17 protein-coding genes and 6 tRNA genes are annotated in these 24544 nt (G+C 25.3%); 22 read left to right on the top strand and 1 reads right to left on the bottom strand.

The features are described 5' to 3' along the window. Positions 1-2: 2 nt before the first annotated feature. From gatC to gatB, 3 genes are read left to right on the top strand one after another with little or no spacing between them, the layout of a single operon-like run. A complete protein-coding gene (gatC, locus tag AACL04_RS04070) occupies positions 3-293 on the top strand; it encodes an Asp-tRNA(Asn)/Glu-tRNA(Gln) amidotransferase subunit GatC (RefSeq protein WP_339029771.1) in 291 nt (96 codons plus the stop codon). A 1-nt stretch (position 294) separates the two neighbouring features. Then, a complete protein-coding gene (locus tag AACL04_RS04065) occupies positions 295-1764 on the top strand; it encodes an amidase family protein (protein WP_339029769.1) in 1470 nt (489 codons plus the stop codon). Then, positions 1757-3196, top strand: coding sequence for an Asp-tRNA(Asn)/Glu-tRNA(Gln) amidotransferase subunit GatB (gatB, locus tag AACL04_RS04060; protein WP_339029767.1), 1440 nt, complete (start codon positions 1757-1759; stop codon positions 3194-3196). The genes AACL04_RS04065 and gatB overlap by 8 nt, the downstream gene beginning before the upstream one ends. A 33-nt stretch (positions 3197-3229) precedes the next feature. Here the strand turns inward: gatB and AACL04_RS04055 are convergent, their stop codons facing one another. Further along, the gene (locus AACL04_RS04055) at positions 3230-3925 is read right to left on the bottom strand and encodes a TrkA family potassium uptake protein (RefSeq protein ID WP_339029765.1); all 696 of its coding nucleotides are present in this window, start codon (positions 3923-3925) and stop codon (positions 3230-3232) included. An 89-nt stretch (positions 3926-4014) separates the two neighbouring features. Here AACL04_RS04055 and AACL04_RS04050 point away from each other — a divergent pair, with 89 nt between their 5' ends. The 19 genes from AACL04_RS04050 (at position 4015) to AACL04_RS03960 (ending at position 24541) form a co-directional block, all read left to right on the top strand. Then, a complete protein-coding gene (locus AACL04_RS04050; RefSeq protein ID WP_339029763.1) occupies positions 4015-5688 on the top strand; it encodes a TrkH family potassium uptake protein in 1674 nt (557 codons plus the stop codon). A 162-nt stretch (positions 5689-5850) separates the two neighbouring features. Next, complete coding sequence (locus tag AACL04_RS04045; RefSeq protein WP_339029761.1) at positions 5851-10044, top strand: FtsX-like permease family protein; 4194 nt, start codon at positions 5851-5853, stop codon at positions 10042-10044. Between the two features lie 1004 nt (positions 10045-11048). Next, entirely contained in the window at positions 11049-11447 is a 399-nt protein-coding gene (locus AACL04_RS04040; protein ID WP_339029759.1) for a hypothetical protein, read from the top strand. Positions 11448-11465: 18 nt separating this feature from the next. Then, on the top strand, positions 11466-11822 hold the full coding sequence (locus AACL04_RS04035; RefSeq protein WP_339029758.1) for a hypothetical protein: 357 nt from the start codon (positions 11466-11468) through the stop codon (positions 11820-11822). 328 nt (positions 11823-12150) lie between these two features. After that, entirely contained in the window at positions 12151-14904 is a 2754-nt protein-coding gene (locus AACL04_RS04030; RefSeq protein ID WP_339029756.1) for a cation-translocating P-type ATPase, read from the top strand. A gap of 80 nt (positions 14905-14984) precedes the next feature. Continuing rightward, positions 14985-16817: an ABC transporter ATP-binding protein gene (locus AACL04_RS04025; protein WP_339029754.1), complete on the top strand. Its 1833-nt coding sequence runs from the start codon at positions 14985-14987 to the stop codon at positions 16815-16817. A gap of 131 nt (positions 16818-16948) precedes the next feature. After that, positions 16949-17024 (top strand) — tRNA-Asn (locus AACL04_RS04020). 7 nt (positions 17025-17031) lie between these two features. Then, positions 17032-17107: transfer RNA gene (locus tag AACL04_RS04015), tRNA-Glu, on the top strand. An 18-nt stretch (positions 17108-17125) separates the two neighbouring features. Further along, a tRNA-Val gene (locus tag AACL04_RS04010) sits at positions 17126-17201 on the top strand. 10 nt (positions 17202-17211) lie between these two features. After that, positions 17212-17287, top strand: a tRNA-Thr gene (locus tag AACL04_RS04005). A gap of 79 nt (positions 17288-17366) precedes the next feature. Next, positions 17367-17741 (top strand): hypothetical protein, encoded by a 375-nt coding sequence (locus AACL04_RS04000; RefSeq protein ID WP_339029752.1) that lies wholly within the window; start codon positions 17367-17369, stop codon positions 17739-17741. Positions 17742-17804: 63 nt separating this feature from the next. Then, positions 17805-17880 (top strand) — tRNA-Lys (locus AACL04_RS03995). 5 nt (positions 17881-17885) lie between these two features. Continuing rightward, positions 17886-17970, top strand: a tRNA-Leu gene (locus tag AACL04_RS03990). A gap of 273 nt (positions 17971-18243) precedes the next feature. Next, positions 18244-19689 (top strand): uracil-xanthine permease family protein, encoded by a 1446-nt coding sequence (locus AACL04_RS03985; protein WP_339029750.1) that lies wholly within the window; start codon positions 18244-18246, stop codon positions 19687-19689. A 105-nt stretch (positions 19690-19794) separates the two neighbouring features. After that, positions 19795-20628 (top strand): HAD-IIB family hydrolase, encoded by an 834-nt coding sequence (locus tag AACL04_RS03980; RefSeq protein WP_339029748.1) that lies wholly within the window; start codon positions 19795-19797, stop codon positions 20626-20628. Between the two features lie 12 nt (positions 20629-20640). Beyond that, positions 20641-20946: a thioredoxin gene (gene trxA, locus AACL04_RS03975; RefSeq protein ID WP_339029747.1), complete on the top strand. Its 306-nt coding sequence runs from the start codon at positions 20641-20643 to the stop codon at positions 20944-20946. A gap of 15 nt (positions 20947-20961) precedes the next feature. Next, entirely contained in the window at positions 20962-21777 is an 816-nt protein-coding gene (locus tag AACL04_RS03970) for an HAD family hydrolase (RefSeq protein WP_339029745.1), read from the top strand. Between the two features lie 100 nt (positions 21778-21877). Next, positions 21878-24289 carry a glycoside hydrolase domain-containing protein gene (locus AACL04_RS03965; protein ID WP_339029743.1) on the top strand — a complete coding sequence of 804 codons (2412 nt, stop codon included), beginning with the start codon at positions 21878-21880 and terminating at the stop codon, positions 24287-24289. 126 nt (positions 24290-24415) lie between these two features. Next, complete coding sequence (locus AACL04_RS03960; protein WP_339029741.1) at positions 24416-24541, top strand: hypothetical protein; 126 nt, start codon at positions 24416-24418, stop codon at positions 24539-24541. The last annotated feature ends 3 nt before the right edge of the window (positions 24542-24544 follow it).

Here is a 24544-nt window from a genome sequence, read left to right as displayed (position 1 = left end):
ACATGACAATTAATTTAGAATTATTAAAAGAGCTTCAAGATGATGCTATGTTAGATTTATCAGAAAAAGAATTGCAAAATATTTTGAAATATGAAAATAGTATATTAAAAAAATTTGAAAAAGTTTTACTAGTTAATACTGATAATGTTGAAGAACTTCATTATCCCTTTGAAATTTTTATAAATGACTTGAGAGAAGATGAAGAAACAAAAACTTTATCAAAAGATGAAATTCTTAAAAATGCACCTAGTACTTTTGAAGATTTTATAACAGTTGTAAAGGTGGTTAAATAATATGAATTTTAAAAAAACTACATTAAAAAAATTACATGATCAATTAGTAAATAAGGAATTAAAAACTACTGATTTAATTAAGAGTGTTTTAGATTCATCAAAAGCTGACTGGGATAGTAATTTTTTAATCACTTTATGTGAAAAAGAGGCAATGCAAAAAGCAGAGGAAATAGAAAATAAAATCGATAAAGAAAATATTTTAAGTGGAATTCCTTTTATTCATAAAGACAATATCACAACAAAAAATATTTTAACAACTGCAGGTTCAAAAATTTTATCTAATTATATCCCATCATATGATGCAAGAATTGCTGAATGCTTTAATCAAGTAGACTCTATACTAATAGGAAAAGCTGCATTGGATGAATTATCAATGGGTGGAACTGGTTTATTCTCATTTAATGGTGAAGTTAGAAATCCTCATGATAAAAATAGAATTGCTGGGGGAAGTTCAAGTGGAAGTGCTTATGCAGTTGCAAAGGGAATTGTACCATTTGCTACTGGAGGAGATACAGGTGATTCTATTAGAAAGCCAGCTAGTTTAACAGGGATAGTTGGTTTCAAACCAACTTATGGATCTATTTCAAGATATGGAGCAATTCCTTATGCGCCTAGTTTAGATCATTTAGGTTTTTTCACAAACAATGTTGAGGATTTAGCATATTTATGTGAGGCAACTTATGGTAAAGATGACAGAGATTTTACTTCAATTGATAATAAACAAGAGTTTGTAAAAAATATTAATAATTTTAATAAAAAAATAAAATTTGGTTATATAAAAAATGTTAATAAACTTTTAAAGGGTCAACTTCTAAAAGATTATCTTAAACTATATGATATTTTAAAAGCAGAGGGCCATGAAATTATTGAATTGGAATTTGATAAGAAACTACTTGAAGCAATACCGGCAGCATATATGATGATTTCTTTTGCTGAGGGAGTATCTTCAAATTATAATTTGGATGGAATTAAATTTGGATTAAGAGCTAAAGGAAATAATTATAAAGAAATTATAAAAAACTCTAGAACCGAAGGTTTTGGAGAGACTGTTAAAAGAAGATTTTTAATCGGAAGTTATCAGTTAAAATCGGAAAATCAGGAAATACTTTTAGCTAAATCAAAAAAAGTTAGAAGACTTATTGTAGAGGCATTAGAAAAATTATATGAAAAAGTGGATATATTAATATTGCCTCCAACTTTTGAGCCAGCGCCGACTGTTGACCAAGTTTATGGTGTTGATGTAGAACAAAAAGGAGAGGGAGAATTTGTATTTGCAGAAGATATTTTGATTCTTGCAAATTTTAATGGTATGCCATCAATTACAATACCCTTTGTTTCACAAGAAAATATGCCAATAGGAATTAATTTAAATGCAAAACCTAAGGAAGATTTAAAAGTACTACAGGCAGCAAAATACTTGGAAAATATAATTGCAAAAAATTTTAGACAAGTAGGTGATTTAAATGAATAACTTTGAAGTAGTTATAGGAATTGAAAACCATATTGAGTTAAAAACTAAATCAAAAATGTTTGGTTTAGGTCCAGTAAGTTATGGAGAAACTCCTAACTCACAAGTATCAGAAATTGATATGGGTTATCCTGGTACTTTACCATCAGTAAATAAAGAAGGTGTACGATTAGCATTACTCACTTGTAATGCTTTAAATATGCAAATAGATCCTCTTTTAAGATTTGATAGAAAAAATTATTTTTATCCCGACCTAGTTAAAGGTTATCAAATTACACAACAGTTTTTTCCTATTGGAAAAGAAGGAAAAATTAGTATTAATTTAGAGAACGGGGAAAAGAAAGTTATTGAAATTGAGAGATTGCACATTGAAGAAGATACTGCAAAACAAACACATAAAGATCAATTAACATATATTGATTTTAATAGAAGTGGTGTGGGTCTAATTGAGATTGTTTCAAAACCTCTTATTAGAAGTGCGTTTGAAGCTGTTGAATATGTAAATCAATTGAGAGAGTTATTATTATTCTTAGGAGTAAGTGATGTAAAAATGAATGAAGGATCTTTAAGATGTGATATAAATATTTCACTAAGACCTTATGGTTATGAACATTTAGGGTCAAAAGTAGAGATTAAAAATTTAAACTCTTTAAATAATGTAAAAAAATCAATTGAATTTGAAATAAAAAGACAATCAAAAGTATTGTTATCTGGAGGGATTGTTGATCAAGAAACAAGAAGATTTGATGAGACAATCCAAGAGACTGTCTTAATGAGAAAAAAATCAAATGCAATTGATTATAAATATTTTAGAGAACCAAATATTTTCCCAATCCAATTGGATAAAAATTGAATTGAAGAGGTTATTAGGAATTCTCCAGAGTTAGCATCACAAAAGAGAAAAAAATATATTGAAAACTATAATCTTTCTATTGAAGATACTAATTATATCTTGTCTGACCTAACATTAGTAAAGTTTTTTGAAGAGACAATTCTATTAGGTTCCGAACCTAAAAAAATTGCAAATTATTTATTAACTGATATTAAATCTTTATTAAATAAAGATGGAATTGAATTATCTCAATCAAAATTAAGACCACAAGATATTAATCAAATAATAAAATTATTAGATGAGGGAATGATTTCTTCAAAGCATGTTAAAACAATATTGCCAATAGCATTTGAAACTAATAAGGAAATTATAGATATAGTAGAGGAAAATAATCTTAAGTTAATTTCAAATATAAGTGAAATTGAAAAAATTTTAGACCCTATTATTAAGGAAAATCTAAATTTAATAATGGAACAATATGAACAAAGACCAGAGAGAGTTGAGAAAACAATCATGGGTCAACTTATGAAAGATACTGGTGGTAATGTAAATCCTACAATAGCAACAGAAATAATAATTAAAAAAATTAAAGAAAAATTATAAAAAAGGTTAACCATATTTTAAGGTTAACCTTTTTTATTCATCTATTTCCTGTTCTCCTCTAATTTTTAAAACAAGATCATTTACAACATTATTTTTTGCATATACTCCAAGAATATCTCCTTCTTTAAGAATTGTATATTCATCCGGTAAAATAGTTTTACCATTTCTTTTTATTTGAATAATATTAAAGTCCTTATTGGAAACTAAACCAGCATCAAATATTGATTTATCAATAATTTCTTCTTCATAAACAGTAATACTTGTAAAAACATATTCGTTGTCAATTGATTGAACTTCACTTTCAATATCAAATAAGGATTTTGTTGCAACCATTTTACCTGTAATAACATCAGGAATGATAACTTTGTCTTCTTCAAGACCAAGTGCTAATAAGATTCTTTTATGTCGCTCATCTCTTGCTTTAACAATAATATTTTCAACACCTAAATCTATCAAATTTAGAACTGTTAAAATACTCGACTCCATATTTCCACCAAAACATACTATAACTCCATCATATTGTGAAATACCATTTTTTTCTAAAGCATTTTTATTTGTTGCATCTAATACAACTCCTTCAACTGATTCAAATTGATTAATATATAAATTTAATTTTTCTTCATCATAGTCAAAAATCTTTATTAATTGTTTTCTTTCATCTAGTGTTTGTGCCACTGATAGACCAAAGTAGTTTGCTCCAAATATAGCAAAACTTTTTTTTCTAGCCATATTTTCTCCAACTTTCTAACTTATTAATTATACAACTCTTTTAATCTTTAATGTATAATTTAATATAGATTTAAAAAGAGGCTATTTTTATGAAAAATTCTTCAACTGATGAAAAAGATATTGTTAAAAGTAAATCTAATAAAAAAAAGACAGAAGTAAAAAAAAGTGTAGAAAATAAGAATGAAAAGTTCTTTAATAAGTTAAAAAACTGATTACCTTTTTCTAGAATAAGTGGAAAAATAATTTTAGCTTATTTACTTTCTATCATATTAGGGGGTTTTTTACTTTCAATTCCGGGAGTTGTTGTTGATTCAAAAAATCATTGAAATTTCATTACGGGAATGTTCACAGCTTCAAGTGCTATATCTGATACAGGAATAACTATGGTGCAAACAAATACAGGTTATTCGTTTTTAGGGCAATTACTAATAATAATAATGTGTCAAATTGGAGGAATTGGAATTCTTACAATTAAAATTACTCTTTTAGTGATGATAGGAAGAAAAATTTCCTTAGATGATCAAAATATTGCTCAAAAAGAAAGAGGAAATAATAGTTTATCAAACACTGTAGAAATGATAAAAGATGCTTTTGTATTTTTATTAATATTGGAGTTAGTAGGTTCAATAGTCTTATTTTTTGGATTTTATTTCACTCCAATTTCACTTGAAGGAACTCATAAATTAGATCCATCAACTGTTACAAATCCTTATAATGATTTTGGAAAGTCACTTTGATTTGCAATATTTCATTCAATAAGTGCAACAAATAATGCCGGTTTTGATATTGTAAGTGGTAACTCACTACTTCCTTATAATCAAGGAAGTTCACATGCTTATTTAATTCAAATTACTTTCTTATGTCAATGAGTAATAGGTGGATTAGGATATCCAACATATCATGATATTAAGAAAAAAATTAAAGCAAGAAAACAAGGAAAAAAAGTTAAATTCTCTTTATTCACAAAACTAAATTTTATAACTTATATAACTTTATTTATATTAGGACCCATATTAGTTTTTTTAACAGAGTATCTTACTGTTGAAGAAAGTCAAATATTATTAAGTGGTCATTATCAAGAGACTTATAAGTTATTGGGAAATGAAAAGATTAATATTTCTCATAAATGAGTATCTGATGGTGGGGCTTGGAAACCAACTCATGTTTGAATGATGGATTTAATTTTTAATGTCTCTTCAACTAGAAATGCTGGTTTTGCAACAGTGGATGTTAATAGCTTTACTGCTGGAAGTAAATACTTATTATCTATTTGAATGTTTATTGGAGCTGCACCATCATCTACTGCTGGGGGAATAAGAACAACAACTTTTGCCATCTGTGTATTAGCAATATTTTCAATTATGAGAAATAAAAAATCAGTTGAGGTGTTTAAAAGAAAAATACCAGATGAAACTGTTAAAAGAGCCTTTGCTGTAGTATTTATTTCATTTTTTATTGTAACAACAAGTATATTTATTGTTTATTTGGATAGTAATAAAATGCTATTTAGAACAGATGAAACTCAAAATACAGAGGCCACAATTATTAAATTAATAATGTATGTATGTAGCGCTTTTGGTACAGTTGGCTTTCAACCATTCCCTAATGAACAAATTATTCAGTTAGGTGTAATAAGTAAAATAATGTTAGTAATGACAATGTTTGTAGGTCAATTGGGAATATCTAATACCTTATTAGCTTTTGTAAAACCTAAAAATAAGCAGAACTTTAGTTATTTAGAAGAGGAAGTAACAATTGGATAGATATATAGCAAAAAAATTATAAATAAAGATTTCAATAAATATGTTATAATTTTTATAATTATTTAATTAAAAAATAACTTTATTTATAAATATAAAAAATAAAAAATCTTATTTAAAAGTTTATAAAAATAATTATTTTACAAATTTTTTTAAGGGTTAAAAATGAAAACAGAAATATTATTTTTTAAAAATTCAATAAGAAAAATTAGGAATAATTCTATTTCAGTTGTTGCTGTTTCTTTTTTGCTTTTTTTGACATTCTTTATTATTTTCTCAATATTTTCTGTTAATTTAAAAGTTTTTTGAGGTTACAATGAATTTAAAAAAAATAGTAATATAAGAGATAGTGTAATGGAAGTGGATAAAAGTTATCGTTTAATAGATCCTTCAAAAGAAGAAAAAGAGAATCTCCCTGAAAATCAAGAATTGTATCAACAATATATTTTAAATAGATTAGCTTTAGAAAATGACTTTGAATGAAGTAAGACAGAAGAATGAAATATTAATAATATTAAAAATCAAGATGAGATATTAAAACTAAAGGTATTATCTAAAACTCATTCAATTAGTAATAATTGTATAGATTGTCTAGTAATTGATAAGGGAAGAAGTTTCTCTAACTCATATCAGAGATCTAAAAGAGAAGTAATAATAAATAAGCAATTTTCTAAACAAAATAATATTAAAATAGGAGAAATTATTAGATTACACCCAGATGAATATGGAGATTCTCTTTTAGTAAAAGAGAATGAAAAAGTGGCTTTGGATATTTCAAAAACTACAAGTATTGAAGATTTACTTGAGCTTAACCAATATTATGGATTAAACTGATACCAAGTAATTGGATTTGGTAGTTCCGCAGATTTTGCATACCCAATATTTGGTGATATGTCATTTTTACCAAATATGAATAAAGAATCTATTATTTATTTAGATTATAGAAATATGGGATTCAGTGATTATAAATTTAATGTAAAATATGGAGATGATAAAAATGAAGAAAGAAATATGAAAATATATAATTCTTCAAATTCTTTAATATCTTTAACTTCTGAATATGATGGTAATTCCTATTTTTCTATTAAATTTAATAATAGAGATAGAAATTGAAATTTAGATTTTATAAATAAAAAATATAAAGAATATGGAAACTTAAGCAATAATTCAACTTACTTTTATAATAATAATGACAAAAATTCTAAAAGTTATTCACGTGTAAACGGACCTAATAAAGTTATTCTATTATTTAATATTTTCTCAAGTCTTTTACTAACTTTAATTTTTTCAATTTGCTTATTTATAATTTATTTAGTAACAAAAAAAGATTTTGAAGGCTCACTAAATGAAATTGGTTATTTAAAGTCTATGGGATATAAAAATAAAAATATAATTATCAATTATTTAGCAACTATAATATTTTCAATATTAGTAGGTTTTATTTTTTCTTTAATATTATTTTACTCTTTAGAAATAATTGTACTTAATATTTTTTCAGGATTTTTTAATTTTAGTTTTAAAAATTTTAATTATTTACCTTTAATTTTTTTCACTATTTTAATTTTTTTTATATTAATATTTATTTTTGTTATAAAAATAATCTCTTTTACAATTTTGAATAAAGGAATTATTTATTTAAATAATGGTGTCAAAATATTAAAAATTTCATACTTAGCAAGACAATATAAAAAATTATATAAGAGTTCTAAATTTGATAAGAAATTAAGGTCTGCTCTTTTCTTATCTTCATTAACAAAAATAACAGGAATAGCAGCTGCTATGCTATTGTGTTCGACATTAACAACTGCAACAATAGTTATTCCAAAACAAATTGAGAGAAATTATGAATCTGTATTTTCAAATATTTATTATAAAAATAAGATTGAGTATACTAGTCCTTTACCAAATAATCCGTTAAGTTTTTATAAAACCTATAATCCAAATTTTAAAGATGATGAATGAGGATTTGATTTTAAAAATAAAATAATAGATCAATATGTTGGATCAAAAAATAAGGATAAAGTAAGTACCGCATATCCTCTTTTAGAAGATAAAAAAACTATTAACTGAAATAAAGTTACTGAAAATATTTTAAACTCTGATATACATTCAGAGTACTATTCATATGATATTGCTCAAAAAAATAATACGGCATGAGCCGAATTTAGTTGATTAAACTGAAAAAATCTTTCTACAAGTTTTTTATTGGATTTGGATAATGCAGAGATTGACTCATCAGGATTAATAGGAAGTATAGGGTCAAAACAAACTATTAAAAATATTTATTCTCAGTGAAAAGATTATGATAATTTTAAACAAGAATTAGTAAGTTTAAAAAATAAAAATCCTGGAAAAGAGCAATTGTTAAAATATAATAATTTACTTCTAAATTTTTATAAAAAATATATTGGAGGATTACCATTAAAATATAATTCAAAAATAGTAGAAAATTATCAAATTAACATAAAAGAAATTAATAAGATTTTAAAGAAGGAAACTATTTATAAAGGTGATTATTTTTCTAATTATGATAAATACTGGAAAATAAGTAAAGATTACAATGACTTTTATGAAATAAAGAACTCAGAAATAGCGGATTTTAATTTTACATATAATGATAATTTAGTAGATGTAAAAAATCTAAAGTCATCAGTAATAAGCGATTGAAAAAATCAAGACATTATTAGATTAAATAATAATCTTACATTGTGATTTGCTTCAGTATTTGAATGAAGATTAGGTATGGGAATATTATTATTAACTTATACAAATTCTCCCTACTTTATTCAACAAAAAATAATTAAGTCAATTGAGTTAAATGAAAATTATAATGTAAGTAATAGTTTAGTACCATATGATAAAAAATCCGATGAGTTAGGAACGTACTTTAAAGCAAATTATAAAGATCAAGATTTCAATATTTATGGAGTAAATGAAAAATCAGAATTAAATTTACTTAAAAATAAAAAAAATAAAGTTATTAATAATCAGTTATTTAATGATTCAAATTTCTATTATCCTCTAATAATTAATAAAGCTCTTTCTGAAAATTTAAAAATCAAAGAAGGTAATGTTATAGATTTCAATGTATACATTGAAAAATTAGAAAAATATATTAATAACAAATATAGTGATATTGGTATAAATGATTTAGAGATGGGATGATCAAAAAGTCCTTTCAAAGATTTTAGAACCCAGTCAAGTAGAAGTTATTATTCTGCTCCAAAATCTATGTCAGACTATAGAAATTTTTCAGATACAAGTTTAGGTATACCTGTTAGTTTTAATTCAGCCAAGATAGGTGGAGTAGATTTTGCAATAACAAATGGTGGAGCTGTAGGAGCTTCTAACCAGCCACCAATTCATAAACGAGTTACAGACAATGACTTACAAATAACAAATAATATTTATAAAAGTAATAAAAAATTTAAAATTGTGGGTATTGAAAAAAGTTATGGTACACCAAAAGCTTGAATAACAAATGATAATGCAAATGAAATTATTGGATATGATAAGGTAGAGGAATTTAACTTTAATAATTTCTTTATTCCTGAATGAGCGCATGTTGAAGAGATATATACTTTTGAACAATTTAATGATGATGAGTTGAAAAATAAACTTAAAAATATTAGTTATAAAGAATTTAAAGCTAGTAGAAATAAAAATGAAAAATGAAAAAATATGTATGAATTTTTTATAAATCAATATCCAATATTTAATTATAAACTCTCTTCAAAAGCAGAGATCTTTGATTTAACTTCTGGATTATCCAACTCACAAAGATATGGAGATTATAGTCAATTTGGAACAAGGGGTAGTTATGGATTAATTTATCCAGAAAATTGTGAAACAGAAGAAGAGTGTGAACCTATTATAGATAAAAATAACTATTATGAGGGATTCTCGATTTCAACATTAAAAGGTCTATTGCCTGTTAACTCAGTGACTGAAATAACAAAGGACTTAATTGCTACTCTTAACTTTTCAATATATATATTTATTATTATTTTATTAATAATAACTTTTATTATATTAATGTTGGCTACAACTTTAATAATTACTGATAATAAAGAGTTTATAAATGGTATGAAGATAATGGGTTACTCAAACTTTTATATAATTAATCAAATATTCAATGTATATAATGGAGTTATATTATTTATGTTCTCTATTGGTTTTTTATTAGGATTGCTATTACTAAGTGGGGTTATTAATTTTGCTTCCTTATCTACAAGTCTTGTCTTTTTCACAACTTTTATATGATGACATCCATTGTTAGTTTTCCTTTTATTAAGTTGGTTATATATCTTAACTTTTTATATTAGTTGGTTTAATGTAAAAAAAATTAGAATTATTTAAAAAACCGTCTATAAAAATTTCTAATAAATTAAGTAAATAATCTTGTAATTATTATCTAGAAATTCCATGTAAAATATTTATAGGGGATTTTTTTACTTTAAAACAGATTTAAAAAAATATGGGGATATTTTCTCTATAGAATTACAGAGAAAATAATAGCAGGATGAAAACTATATACTTGCGCTTTTTATCATGTAAACAATAAAAAAGTTTATGATTTGGTAACTAAAAATATTAAAGGTATGTACTATTAGAGTCATTTTTTAATATGGTTAATGAATTTCGAATATTTAAGTCAATCTTAATTATTCACTCTGATAATCGTTCATAATTTATATCTTATCAATATCACTTAGCTACAATGTGATTTCGTTTTGATTTAAGTATATCTAGAGTAGGCAGATCTATAGACAATGGATATATTGAAGGTTTTTGAAGTACTCTTAAAAACGAAGTAATTAAGAAAGGATATAAATGCAACATTGTAAATAAATATTTTTATAATAATAGAGTTAGTTATAAAATATAGGTGTCTGAAAAAAAAGGAACATTACAATTTTTTTATTGAAAGCTATTATTTAATATAAAAGGTATTAAAATATTTATGAAAGGATGTAGATAATTTGATAAAAAACTTTAGCAATATATAAATTATAAATTTAATTATTGATATAAATCATTAATACAATTTTATAAGGAGAAAAATATATGCTAAAATCAATTTTATTAACTTCTTCTCTATTTGTTTCAACATTAATACCACAACACAGGTAGACTTTTATAATTTAAATTCGTCTAATATTAATATACAAAGAAATTTTGAAGATGGTCATACTATTTTTCAAAGTCATAATAGTGAAAATTTTCATAATGAAATACAAATAAAAATAGATGAATTATATTTAAGAGAAGGTATTGAAACTTTAGAAAATGGTTACAAATTAGAAACCAAAGTAATACCAATATTAAATTATTTTCAATGATTTGCTGGAGCAGAATCAAACTTGCAAACAAGTCAAACATTTTCATTTGCAAAAAGTCTTTATGATGATAAGGATAAAGCAAATCCTTCTATAATTGGTTATGAAGCAATTGCAAGTGGTCCAATAATGTTGGATTGAATAACCCAAATAGGCTTTGCAGGATTTGAAATATTAAATGAACCATTAATAATGACCGATTTAAATCTTGTTGCGACTACAGGTGTCTCACATAAAAAAAGTAAATTAAATTTAAAAGGAGTTTACAATATTTTTAAGGGCATAAGAGGAGAAATAAGATATAAAAATATATTAGGAAAAAACATTACACTTGCAAAAACGAAAAGTTTCTTTTGTTTTGGATTATGTAATACAACATTTGCTGGTGTTATTGCAATACAATCAGCTTATAATAAAAAATAATATGGAGATAATATAATTATGAAAAAAATACTTTCATTCTTATCATCAGTACTTTTAATTTCAAGTACACCAGTTTTAAGCGCTTCTTGTTCTACTGGACCCATTACTTTTAAATCAAAATTAAGTTCTGCAATTAAAGATATGAATATTACAGTAGATCAAAATACAGAAATTAATGAAGAATTTATATTAAATTACATTTTTGCTTCTAGAGGACTAGATACAGTAGAGCTACAAAAAGGTATTTCTGTTTCGAAGGTAAAACCAATAGATGAACAAAAAATGAAATACGAAGCAAAAATAACAGTAACTAGTGAATCTATTAGATATGAAGAAGAAAGTTTTATATCAAATATTGTTTTGAATTTTAAGTAGCATTTTAATAATAATATTAAATTTAATAAGTATGTTTAAAGTCCATAGTAGGACTTTTTTATACTCTTTATCATACTTATTTTTCTTATATTTGTATTTATTAAGACATTTACACTGTTTAATCAAAATTATGAGGTTAATATTTTTAGCTCATCAAGAGTTTATAATTATAAAAAAAATAGAGCAAAAACAAAGAAATATTCAAAGTGAAAGGCAAAAACAAGAGGTTAAATTATATAAATTTTAAAAAAATTCAACTTATATTTGACTTATATATTTAAAGTAGTAAGATTTAAATATTGAGATTTTAAAATCTCTGAGGTGCATAATGAATATAAATGAAAATAATAAAGAGATAGCAGACTCCAAAAATGTCGCTGTAAGCGACGATTGGTATAAACTATCAAATAAAAAAATATGTAGTATATTAGAAACAAATCCGCAAACAGGATTATCAAATCATGAAGCTAAATTAAGATTAGAAAAATATGGTAAAAATAATCTTCCTAAAAGCAAGAAACCTAATTGATTTATAATTTTTTTAAAGAGCTTTTTAGATCCTTTAAGTTTAATAATGATTTTATCTGGTTTAGCTTCTGGTTTAGTATCTGCAATTTCACAAAAAATTGAAACTGTTGATATAACAGGTTTAGTTATTATTGCAATAATTGTTTTAACTAACTCTATTATAGCAACAATACAAGAAGTTAAGTCTCTAAATCAAGTATCTAATTTGAATGAAAATAAACAATTTGCAATTGTTTTAAGAAATTCAAAGAAAATTGAAATCAATATTGAAGAACTTGTGCCAGGAGATATTATTTTTGTTAATTCAGGAGGATTTGTTCCAGCAGATACAAGAATCATTGATAATCAATTGCTTAGAATTGATGAGTCAGCTTTAACTGGAGAAAATGAACCTGTTAAAAAGATTTCAGATTCTATTAAAGATAAAAACTTAATGCTAGGAGATCAAAAAAACATAGCTTTTATGTCTACATTGGTTATTGAAGGTAAAATGATGGGTGTTATTTTTGGAACAGGTAAGGAATCTGAAATTGGAAAAATTGCAAATAAGATTACTTCTCATAAACCTGAAAAAACACCATTAGAAAAAAAAGTAACTTTATTAACTGCAATTATTGGTTTAACATCAATTATATTAGGATTAATTTTATTTTTAACAGCATGATTTTTAAGAGATTCAATCCATCCTTCATCTGGGGGAAGAGCAGATATAAAAAATCTTTTATTAGTTGCTGTTTCAGCTGCAATATCTTTAATCCCAGAATCGCTGACAATTATTGTAAAAATTTGTTTAATGGTGGCTACTAAAAAAATGGCCAAAAAAAATGTTATTATAAAGAATCCAAAATCAATTGAGACTTTAGGAAATGTTAATGTAATTTGTTCAGATAAAACAGGAACACTAACTCAAAATAAAATGACAGTAGATAAAATTTTTATTGATTTTTGTGAAAAAGATTTAAAGGATTTTGATAAAGCAAAACATAAAGAATTAATAAATTGTATATCATTGTGTAGTGATGCAATTGTAGAAAAAGAAAAAATTGGAAGTGCAACTGAAATAGCTACAATTGAATTTATAAAAAAATTTGATATTGATTATATTAAAATTAGAAAAAATAATGAAAGAGTTGATGAAATTCCTTTTGACTCAAAAAGAAAATTAATGACTACTTTAAATTATGTTGATAAAAAAGAAATAATTTATGTAAAAGGAGCAGTTGATTATCTTTCAAATATTTGTACAAATAAACTTGTAAATGGTAAAGTAACTCCTTTAACAGAAAAAGATAGAAATATTTTAAATGAACAACTTTACAGGTTTGCTAAAAGTGGATTAAGAGTTTTAGGTTTTGCTCAAAAAGAGTATAAAGACTCTAAAGATACTTATGAAAGTAATTTAACTTTTTTAGGTTGTGTGGCAATTATTGATCCACCAAGAGAAGAAGTTAAAAAATCAGTTGAAGAAGCTAAAAAAGGTGGTATTCGTGTAATTATGATTACAGGAGATCACAAAATAACTGCTTTTGAAATAGCATCAAGATTAGGAATTGCAGATGAAATATTTGATGGAGTTTTAACAGGCCAAGATATTAATGAGTTATCTAGAACTGAGTTAAAAGAAAGATTGCAAAAAACCAACGTTTTTGCAAGAGTAAATCCTGAACATAAAGCATTAATTGTGGATTTACTTCAAGAAGATAAAAATATTGTTGCCATGACAGGTGATGGTGTTAATGATGCACCAAGTCTAGTTAAAGCTGATGTTGGTATATCAATGGGAATTACAGGTACAGAAGTTGCTAAAAGTGTAAGTGATGTTATCTTAGCAGATGATAATTTTAAAAGTATTATATCTGGAGTTAACTCAGGAAGAAATGTTTATGAAAAAATTAAATATTCAATATCATTTCTACTTGCAGCAAATATTAGTCAGATAATTACACTATTGTTAATACTTGTAATAAATAAAGATATTGCTTTAAACTCAGTTAATATTTTATTTCATATTTTTATTATTGAAACTATTGTTGCAGTTCCTATTGGAATGCAAAAAGAAAGAAAAGGCGTTATGAAGAACCCACCTCCAACAAGTAAGCATGAAAGTTTACTAAAAGGAATTTGAGTTCAAATGTTTATAACCACATTCTTTAATACCTTATTTGCTGTTTTAAATTATCAAATTGCAGTTTTATGATTTGGTTATGGTAGTGAAAGTTCATTAGCTTTTGGTAAGACAGGAGTTTATATAGCAATTATGTATTCACCAATATTTTACTCAATACTATATAATAATTTTTTCTTACCAATTAAATCAACAAAAAATATTAGTGATGTTGATAAATATCGACCAAATAAATGATTATTAATTTTAATGGGAGTAGCTTTTGTTGTGACAACCTTAACTTTAATTCCCGTAGGAATAATTAATGACTTTTTTGATTTTACAACAATAGGATTAAATCCAATATTGGCAATGATATTTTTTGTAAATTCTTTATTACCTACAATATTTATTTACTTTACATATAAATTAGTTTTTAAATGAATTTAGGTTGATAAGAAAAGTTTATAGTATTCTTTTTACTATATAATAAGAGTTGTATTTAATATAAAGAAGGAAAAAATGGAATTATGGAAGATTTTGAATTACAAGTTGGTGGAGGTAAGTTTGTTAAAACTTTAGTCTACTACTTTATACAAGAATGAAAATTATCATTAGTAATGTTAGCTCATTGTATAATTATTGTTATATTAGCTTTACTTTTACCAATACTAACATTTCAGATGACAGGAGCTATAGGATTAAAAAATGATCCGGAAAAAGTAGTTCAAGGAACAAATATTATTACAAAAATATGAACTGAAGATTGATTGCTATTAGTATATATTTCTATAGCAGTTGTTCTTATATATTGTGTCTTTTCTTATATATATGATTATTTAGCATTTATATTAGGAAGAAGAATAGAAATTAGTTTAAGAAATAGGTGTTTAGAAAACTTAGTAAGACAAGATATTTCTTATTATTCAGATAAAAAAATTGGAGAAATATTAACAAAAATTGTTTCTGATACTCAAATAGTAGGAGATCAAGCTGTTCAAGTACCATTGCAATTTGGACTATCTTTTTTCGAAATTATTGGTGCAGCAATTTTAATGTATATATTAAGTTGACAATTAGCAACAGTTACTGTAATTACTTTTGCAATAATAATGGCTTTAATGATGATTTGTTTCTTTGCAACAAGAAAAAAAGTAATTAAAGTAAGAGAAAGTATTACAGAAATAAATGGTAATGTAACTGATAGAATTGCAACTGTAAGATTAATTAAATCAAGTGGAACAGAAAATTATGAAACAGAAAGATTTAAAGAAGTTCACAAAGATTTCTATAAAAAATCAAAAAAAGTTGGTACAAGACTTGCACTTATGTTGACAATTATGTGAGGTGGAATATTTGTGCTTCAATTTTCAACAGTTGTAAGTGCTATGCTAATTTATGGTAATGCTGATAAAAATGTCTCAAAAGAGTTCTTTGGAACTACATTTGCATCATATAATTTAGCTCAAGGCCTAATGATAGGACCGTTATTTAATATAATGGCAGCACTATTTGGACTAGCTCAAGCATCTGTTGCTTCACAAAGAGTTGATGATACTATCCATGCTAAATCAATTATGAATTCTCATTACTTTGATGGTGAGATTGTTAAGGAAGTTAAAGGCGATATTCAATTTAAAGATTTAGAATTTGAATATCCAGAAAAACCAGGTAAAGTTATTTTACCTAAATTTAGCTTTACTTTTGAAGAAGGAAAATCTTATGCTTTTGTTGGTGAAACTGGAAGTGGTAAGTCAACAATAGCAAAATTACTTTTAAGATTTTATGACCCCTCAAAAGGTAAAATTCTTATTAATGGTAAAACAAATTTAAAAGATGTAAATTTAGCAAGTTATTTAAGACATGTTGGATATGTAGAACAGGATCCTCAAATCCTTTATGGTGATGTATTTGAAAATGTAAAGTATGGTTCATTTGATGCAACAGATGAAGAAGTAATTGAAGCATGTAAAAAGGCAGAATTACACGAGTTGGTTATGACTTGACCAGGAGGCTATGAAACCATTTTAGGAGAGCGTGGTTTCTTATTAAGTGGTGGTCAAAAACAAAGATTAATTATTGCAAGAATGTTCTTAAAAAATCCACAAGTTTTAATTCTTGATGAAGCAACTTCTGCACTGGATAATATTGTAGAAAAAGAGATTCAAGCAAAATTAGACTTATTGATGAAGGGTAGAACAACTGTTACTATTGCACATAGATTGAGCACAATAAAAAATGCTAATGAAATCATTGTTTTAGGTGGTAATGGAGCTGGGATAGTTCAAAGAGGTAAGTTTAATGAGCTAAGAGATCAACCAGGACATTTCCAAAAACTTTATAAGGCAGGATTAATTGAATAATATTAAAAACAAATAAAACTATTTGTTTTTTTTATTTTTATAAAAAAAGCATTTTTTTATAAAAATTTAATAAAAAAGATTGATTTTAATAATATTAATATGCTATTATGAATAGGTAGAAATCTATCTATGGCTTTTTAGCTCAGTTGGTAGAGCAACCGGCTGTTAACCGGTTGGTCGCAGGTTCGAGTCCTGCAAAAGCCGCCATTTTGATGGCCTGTTGGTGAAGCGGTTAACACACACGGTTTTCATCCGTGCACACACGGGTTCGAACCCCGTACAGGCTACCATTTTTTATATTTTTCTTTGGAGTGTTAGCTCAGTTGGGAGAGCTCCTGCCTTACAAGCAGGCGGTCGGCGGTTCGAGCCCGTCACACTCCACCATTTTTTTTATGCTGATGTGGCTCAATTGGCAGAGCAACTGACTTGTAATCAGTAGGTTGTAGGTTCAAGTCCTATCATCAGCACCATAAGGAAAATATCATCAACCATATTTGGTTGTTTTTTTATTCTGAAATATATGTATTATATTATTAGAGGAACAAATGCATGAAAAAAAGCTTATCTTTAATTATTTATATTTTTTTAGCAATGTTTCTTTTAAATCAAATATTGGTAATCAGTTTTATTAAAAACATCTATTATAAACTTAATGATAAAAATTTAGATGATATAGTTTATATAATTGTTATTTTATCAATAGTATTTTTATTAATAATTGGGTGTATTGCTTTAGTATTTATTAGTAGGAATACAATTAAATCCACTTTTGTGGGATCAATTATATTAATAATTTTGGGAAGTATATTATTCTTTACTATTATTTCTTTTACTTGAATATTTGGAATAATAAATATTATTTGTGGTCTGGGTTTTATTATTACTGGATCAATACATTTAAAAACAACAAGAGAATACTTATAATTTTTGCATTTAATTATTTGATTAAAACAAAAAAAATGTTATTATAAATTTGTTATTTTAATCGTCTCGTTAGCTCAGTCGGTAGAGCAACTGGCTTTTAACCAGTGGGTCATAAGTTCAAGTCTTATACGGGACACCATTCATCCGGAATTGGCGGAATTGGCAGACGCACCAGACTTAGGATCTGGCGTGGTAACACGTGGGGGTTCAAGTCCCTTATTCCGGACCATAAAGAATTTTAAATCACTTGCCAGTGATTTTTTTTTTTTTTTTATTATTTTCTTATTGCAATTTTTATTTATATTGTGTATATTCTTTTTTAAGAAAAGTTTGAGTAATTTATGAAAAATTTTAGTTCAAAAATAAAAAATAAAAAATTAAAATTTAGAGATTTTTATATTTCTCAATCTTTTCAATTTTCTAAATTATTTATATTTAATTAATCAACCATTTTAATGGTTGATTTTTTTTTGTAAATATTTTAGTTTAAAAGGAGAATAATATGGAAGAAATTAAAAAACTTGATTTGGTTTTAGAACCCAATCAGAGACCAAAAAATATTGGACAGTGGACTGTACTATCACTTCAACATGTATTTGCAATGTTTGGAGCTACAGTATTGGTTCCAATTATTATAAATAGTTTGTCTGAAAATGGTGAAGTTATAAATATATCAATGGCTTTGTTTTGTTCGGGAGTTGGAACTTTAATTTATATTGCACTCACAATGGCAAAAGTACCAATATATTTGGGAAGTAGTTTTGCTTATATGACCGTTTTAGGAGTAGGTTGAAATCAATGAGGAAACTCAATTTTTATAGCTATATTTGTTGTAGGAATGGTTTATATATTCATGGGATTTTTAATTCATTGAACTGGTGTTAAATGAATTAAAAAAGCCTTTTCTCCAATAGTTGTTGGACCAATAATAATAACTATTGGCCTTAGTGCTGTTCCTAGTGCTTTAGAAAATATTGGTTTTGTTGCAAAAAATAATGCTTGAGGAAACTATCCTCAATGATTGGCAATTTTAATTGGAGTTTTAACTTTTCTTGTAGCTGCTATTTGTATGTTAAAGGCAAAAAGTTTTGTTAAAGTTATTCCAATACTTATAGCTTTAAGTGTTGGCTATCTTGTTTGTATAATTTTACATTTCTCTCTTGCTAAAACTAACTGAACAATCTTGAATACACAAGATATTTCAAATCCGAGTAATTGAGAGTGATACCCAAGTTTTAAAAAAATATGAGATGTAAATCCAAATACAATTGGACCAGCATTAGTTGCCATTGTGCCAATATCATTGGTTACAATGGTTGAACATTTAGGAGATCATATAAATATTGGAACAATGACAGGAAGAGATTTTATTAAAAATCCTGGAATAAGTAGAACCTTAATGGCTGATGGAGTGGCAATGAGTTTTGCAGGATTAATAGGAGGTCCTGCAAATGCAACCTATGCAGAAAATACAAGTGTTGTTGGTTTGACAAAGGTGGCAAGTGTTTGAGTAACTGGGTTAGCTGCAATATTTGCAATAATAATGAGTTTTATTGCTCCTATTAATGAAGTAATAAAAATGATTCCAGTTCCTGTGATGGGTGGAATTAGTTTAATGCTGTTTGGAATGATTGCTTCAAATGGTATAAAAATTATGATTGATGCAAAAGTTGACCTTAAAGATGCTAAAAACTTAGTTGTGATATCAGTTATTCTTGCAATAGGAATTGGAATGTCAATTATGAAAGAAGATATTATAATTGGTTCATTCCATATTACAGGATTATTCTTAGCAACATTCTCTGGAGTAATTTTAAACCTTTTACTTCCAAAGCATGACAATGCGGGAATTTTAACAATATTTCATGGGTTAAAAACAAAGAAAGAAAATCAAAATGTGAAAAATGTTGAATTAAAGAAAAAAAAGACTAAAAAATCAAATAAATAAATATAAAAATAGGAAATGATTCAAATTAAAGGAATCATTTTTTAATTGATTTCATAAACTAATATATTTGATTTATAATCATTATTGATAAATCGAGGTGATATTATGGAATTAAAAGAAAATGTTCTTATTTTTTCAGATTTAGATGGTAGTGCTTTGGCGAGTACACATGAATTTAGTGAATTTACAAAAGAAGTTGTAAAAAAAGTTTATGAAAAAAACTACTATTTTATACCAGTAACTGCAAGATGCACAAAAGATACCTTTGAACAACAATCTATATACTTAGAGTTGGACAAGCTTGGTGGAATTGCTGCAGCAAATAATGGAACTCATATATATGATTTCAAAAAGAATAATTGAATAAAAAAAGAATATATTTCTAAGGAAACTTTAAAACAAATTTTTAATATAACTTATGGAAAAATTGGAAAATATAAAGTTCACTTTATTAGTGACGACGCATATTTTGTTTATGGGCCAGGTGAAAATTCAATATATTGATCAGAAATTATGAAAATTGATTATAAAGTAATTGACTCTTTTGAAGAAATTGATAAGGAAATTAATCATATTACAGTAGTTTTAGAAAAAGAACCATCTCAGGAAAGTATTGAATTATTTTATAAAAATTTTGCTATTATAAGTAATGAACTTGATATAATCAAATATACAGATAGAGTTTATGAATTAGCAATTAAAGGAATTCATAAGGGATCTGTAGTTAAAGATGTACTAAACTATTTAAGTTTAGATAAATCAAATACAACAACATTTGGATTTGGTGATAGTTTTAACGATTTTGAATTAGCTGAACAAGTTGACAATTTTATAGCAATGGAAAATGGATTAAAAGAACTAAAAGAAAAAGCTATGTTTGTCACTAAGACAAATGATGAAAATGGAGTAGCAGAATATATAATTAAAAATATATTATAAGGAGAGAAAAATATGGCAGTTAAAGTAATAGAAACAGTAGAAGAATTTAATCAAGAAATATCAAAAGAAGCAACAGTAGTTGACTTTTATGCAGAATGATGTGGACCTTGTAAAATGTTTGCACCAATTTTTGATTTAACATCAAACGAAGAAGAAACAGTAAATTTTATTAAAGTGGATACTGATAAATTAAAGGAAGTAGCATTAAAATATAATGTTATGTCAATTCCAACTATTATTATGTTTAAAAATGGTGAAGTTGTTAAGCAAAATAGTGGTTTTATGCCAAAAGATATATTAAAACAATTTATTAAATAAGGGGGGCATAGGAAATTGATAAAGTTAATAGCACTTGATATAGATGGAACTTTAGTAAAAAGAAGAAATTTAGTATCGAAAACAAATATTAAGGCCATTAAAGAGGCAAGAAAAAAAGGAATAAAAATTTGTATTGCCACAGGTAGAAATATATCAAGAGCTAAAAATATTGCAAAAGCAATTGGTCTTGATTCAGCTCAAGAATTTTTAATAAGTTTAAACGGTGGAGCTACTTTTAAATACAATGAAAAAGCTGAACCAATTATGGTTGAAGAACATTTATTTGAGTTAGAAGATTTTAAATACATTTATGATGTTGCTAAAGAAAATAAATTAAGCTGTTTTAGTTATGCAAAAGATCCAAATATTGCATATGTGTTAAAAAAGGATTTATTTACATATGTGTTAAAAAAATTTTCTCACAGAAAACTTATTAGATATAATCGTGATACAGTAAAAGATACTTCATATAAAATTGTTGTATATGGAAAACCAAATGGTATTTCTGATCTTAAAGAAAAATTAAAAGATAAGCAATTTGAAATGTTTTCATGGAGTTATGTCCCGCATTCATCTAATGTTGAAATTAATCCAAAAGGTGTAGATAAATTATACTCACTTCAAAATGTGGCAAAATCTTATGGAATAAAAGCAGAAGAAATAATGTATTTTGGTGATAGTGATAATGATCAAAGAGCAATTGAATGAGTGGGACAAGGAATTGCAATGGGAAATTCTAAAAAGCACTTAAAGGATCTTGCATCAGATTCAACAAAAACGAACAAGAAACATGGAGTTGGTTACTGAATTCAAAAAACAGTACTAGTCTAAAAAAATTGTAATTTAAATGAAACTTATTTTATAATTTATTAATAAATTAGAATTTTTAATTCTAAAAATAGGGGTAATATTTTATTCCAAAGGAGTTAAAATGAAAAGAAAACCAAAGATCATAATAATAATTTTTATGAGTTTAATCTTGGTAACTTCAATAGTTACTGCAATGACATTTATGATTTTAAAAAACAATAAAAATATTATTATTAATAATAAGCAATCTGCTGTTTGACAAAGTGGTCCTTTAAAAAAAGAAGATAAGAAAGAATTAGAATACTCTAATGATTTATCTTATTTTTTTGGTGAAACAGAATTTAATTATGTGACTTATAAAAAGAATAACAGTCAATATAATTTTTATGGAGATGAAGTGAATGTTAAAAGAACAAAAATTTACAATAATAAAGTAAAACTTTGAAAAAATGATATTTTTGAAGAGCAAATTATATTATTTAAAAATATTAATCAAGATACTATAAAAAATATTAATGTAGAAATTTTAAATCAAAATGAAAATATCAATGTTTCAGCTCACGTTATTAATCCAATTAAAAGTAATAATACTACAATGGCAAATAATGATTTAATTCCACTTGGAGAATTTTATACATTTGATCAAGTATCTAATGATAATAATCTTGATCAGATGCCTTTAAGCTTTCAACCAATATTAATTAGATATATTAGTAATAATAAAGCTGCTGAAGGTTTATTAAAAATAAAAATTAGTTATATTATTAATAATATTAAAAAAGAAATTTTCATAGATAAAGAATATATAATTAATGATAATTTGCAGTATGAAACTTCAGATTTTGGTTCTAGTGCAATGTTTTTTCCAAATACTTCTTCAAAGTTTATTTTAAAAAATCTAAATGAAGTGGTTACTAAAAGAAAAGTAGATTATAAAGACGATGATAATATAGATTTTAAGGATTATAAAAAATTAAAAAATATAATTGGAATTGAGAATCCATTATTACCAAAGGATTCTGAAGTATATAATGTAGAGCAAAAAGATGAATTTATAAGAGTTTGATTAAAATCAGAAACATATAAATATGTTACAACTGCAGGTCAACAAATTAATTATATAAATATTGACTTTTATAAGGAGAATAATTTAACAGAATCTGCGGTTTTAAGTACTGAATCTCAGGCTACAAAAATTATTGGCAATTATGACTATGCAATAGTAGATGATATTACAAGAACTTTGCCAAAGTATTTAGATTCAAACCCTTTAATTACAAGAAATAATATCTTGGGAAGAAAAATAAAGGAAATGTCTGAAAAATCAAATTATGAAAGTATCTCAGTGCCTAATTTTGGTTTGGGTAATTTTATAAAGTATGTTTTTTTACCTAATGAAGGTGAAAAAAATATTATAAATAAATTTATGGGAGATAATTTAGAAGAAATATTTAATCAAATCAATAATAAGGGAATTTGAAAATTAGATTTTAAAGTTTTTGATAGATATGTTAAGTTTTTAAAAGATAGTGGAGTTAAAAATATATTAATACCCATTGGCTCAAGGGGTTCTTCTAATATGTTTAATTTTTTTGTCAAGGATTCAGATCAAAGAGCTTATCAAGTTGCTGCAAATAGTTTATATGTAAATAATAAAGGTGAAATAACAGAAGATGGTGTTTCAATAATAAATCAAATGATCCCATTATTGCGTGATCAACTTGCAGTACATGCAAGTCAAAATAGTGATATTTATGAAGATATAAATATATACTATTCATATGATGAATTTTCAGCGGAAGTAAATAATTTATCAATAGATATTTTTAAAGAAATTAATGATAAATATAAAAATTTTTGAAAAAGTCATTTATATGGAGGATGAGAATTTAAATTGGATTCAAAAGATTTTGAAGGACTTGAAAATGCTTTAGATGTTTATGATTATGTTACTTTACAGCAAAGAGAATTTATTTATGAATTTAGTAAAACAGAAAAAAAACTAGATGATTTAATTAAATATTTTAATAAGAGAAACTATCAAAATAAAAAAACTCATATATACTCTTCATGAAATAATTATCCAGCTACTTATTTAAATAGTAATGGATATGAAATGTTATGAGCAATGCTATTCTCAAGTAAAGTTGGAGCAGATGGTTATGATAGATATCAAGTAGATGGTTATAAAAATGATATTTCATTAGATGGTGAAGTTTTAGATGCAACAAAAGAGCCGGGAGATTCGTTTTATATTTATCCTGGTGATGGAAATGAAATGCTAGATAGTTTAAGATACACTAATATGGTTAAGGGAGTTAATCTTGTAAATAAGGCAAAAGTTATTTTGCAAGATAATCCAAACTTTGTTAATTATAAAGAGGTATTGCAATTCGTTACAGATGATGAAAATAGATATATTAGTGAAAAATGAAATTTAAATTATTATGACTATAATAAGAATTTTTCAAGTAAAAGTTTATCAGGTCAAGCAACTTATATAAATTGATTAATTAAAAACTATAAATTTTAAAAATAATTGTGTTTACTTAAATTAGATTTTTACTAATAAAATCTTTTTTAGTTTTCTTTGAAGTTTATAAAAAAATTAACATTATTATATATATAATAATGTTATAAAAATTAAAGGAGAATTACTATGAAATTACAAGCAATAATAAATATTAACCAGTACTTAATTTCTGAATGATTTAACGTAGTAATTACTCGTGTAGAATGATTTGAAAAAGTCTTAGAGACTGAAATGCTCCTCCTGATTGCGTAATTA

Source organism: Spiroplasma endosymbiont of Cantharis nigra (assembly GCF_964019925.1).
Classification (GTDB): domain Bacteria; phylum Bacillota_I; class Bacilli_A; order Mycoplasmatales; family Mycoplasmataceae; genus Spiroplasma_A.
This window is presented reverse-complemented; position numbering and strand designations above follow the sequence as displayed.